Source organism: Halomonas citrativorans, assembly GCF_900163645.1.
GTDB lineage: Bacteria > Pseudomonadota > Gammaproteobacteria > Pseudomonadales > Halomonadaceae > Vreelandella > Vreelandella citrativorans.
Genome location: NZ_FUKM01000064.1, coordinates 1 through 1,343, shown reverse-complemented (window position 1 = coordinate 1,343; position 1,343 = coordinate 1). Strand labels below are relative to the sequence as shown.

The 1,343-nt window shown below is 54.0% G+C and carries 1 protein-coding gene and 2 pseudogenes; 1 reads left to right on the top strand and 2 read right to left on the bottom strand.

Annotated elements, in window-relative coordinates:
* Nucleotides 1-202: 202 nt before the first annotated feature.
* Nucleotides 203-540: pseudogene (locus CZ787_RS19180) on the bottom strand (transposase); the annotation flags it as partial.
* A 62-nt stretch (nucleotides 541-602) separates the two neighbouring features.
* Nucleotides 603-857, bottom strand: a complete 255-nt coding sequence (locus tag CZ787_RS18605) for a bacteriophage T4 gp5 trimerisation domain-containing protein (protein ID WP_419866546.1) — start codon at nucleotides 855-857, stop codon at nucleotides 603-605.
* A 4-nt stretch (nucleotides 858-861) separates the two neighbouring features.
* Here CZ787_RS18605 and CZ787_RS18600 point away from each other — a divergent pair.
* Nucleotides 862-1,290: pseudogene (locus CZ787_RS18600) on the top strand (IS481 family transposase); the annotation flags it as partial.
* Nucleotides 1,291-1,343 lie beyond the last annotated feature (53 nt).

Below are 1,343 nucleotides of genomic sequence, written 5' to 3'. Positions count from 1 at the left end.
TGTCTCACTGAACCAATGGCTGGCACTGACACCCGCCAGCATTGTTCAAGGCCACCTGGACGTCGATGATACACTAATGAAGTCACTCCGCCGCGAGCGTTGCCCGGTAGTGAAGTAATACGGTTGGGCAGTCATTGAAAACCGCTAGCCAGCCTCGTTGAGGCTGGCTTTTTTTTACACTAAAAAGTGCGTCAACCACCCATCAGACAAAACGCCCAAGGCCGACCGCTGAACGAAGCTGGTCCATTGTTTTGGTTGCCTCTTCACGCGCCCGCTGATAAGCCATATGAGCCCTCAGGTGACGTAAAATACGTAAAAAAAGCCAGCGCCAACGCGCCTGCGCGATCCTCTTGATGTTTTGACATGCTGCGGCCAGCAGACATTGCTCTTTGGCACGTTCCAACCCTCGCATTCGCGCATAGCGATGCCCGTGCAATTGCCTAGCATCGGCGAAGCTGCCTTGCGTCGTTTGTAGAGCTTCTTGCCCGGCTCGGTCAGTCGTCGGGCATCGACCCGATCCTTGTCGTCCTGCCACACGTGCCATGAGTTCCCAGTCTGCCTTGAAGGTAATATCGCCATTGGCATGGGTTTGATAGCTCCCCTTAACCCGCGCTCTCCATCAATCTGTCGGTGTGGTTGGTGTGCACGGTGACATCGCGATTGCCGTCAATGGTTTCGATGCGGTCCTTGGCGACCGCCAAGTGGGAGTTATTGCCAATGGTCGCGGTGCCATCGAACTCGACGCGCTTCTGGCGGAAGTTCAGGACATGCAGCTCCATGTTCTTCTGGGCGTGCATGTAGATAAATTCTTCGCCTGCCTTGTCTTCACGTTGAAGCCTTCGCCCTAGTGGTGTAATCCCCACGATTGCTCGGTGGCGCTACCGAGAGACGCAACATGATCTGTCTCAGACACGGCACAACTTGCTCACAACACTGTCTTCTGCCCAGGAAGAAATTGTTTTAGCCCTGCGGGAGTATCTGCGGCTGAGTGTCGACGATCTGCTGGTGGTGGCAAGAGAATTTCTGCATCCGGACCTCTCACATTCTGCACTACAGCGTCTGTTGAAACGTCGTGGTTTACCCAGTCTCGCGGCCCTGAAAAAGCAGGAGAGAGCGGATCAAGCACCGACCCATAAGCCTTTCAAGGCCTATACGCCGGGGTATATCCATGTCGACGTTAAACACCTGCCTCAAATGCTCGACGAGAACCGCAAGCGTTACCTTTTCGTGGCTATCGATCGCGCTACACGCTGGGTCTATCTTGAGGTACGTCAACATCAGTCCGCACGGTAATCCCCCCGAAAAATAATCGCGTTGATAAGTGGAATTTTGTAACCTGAAAA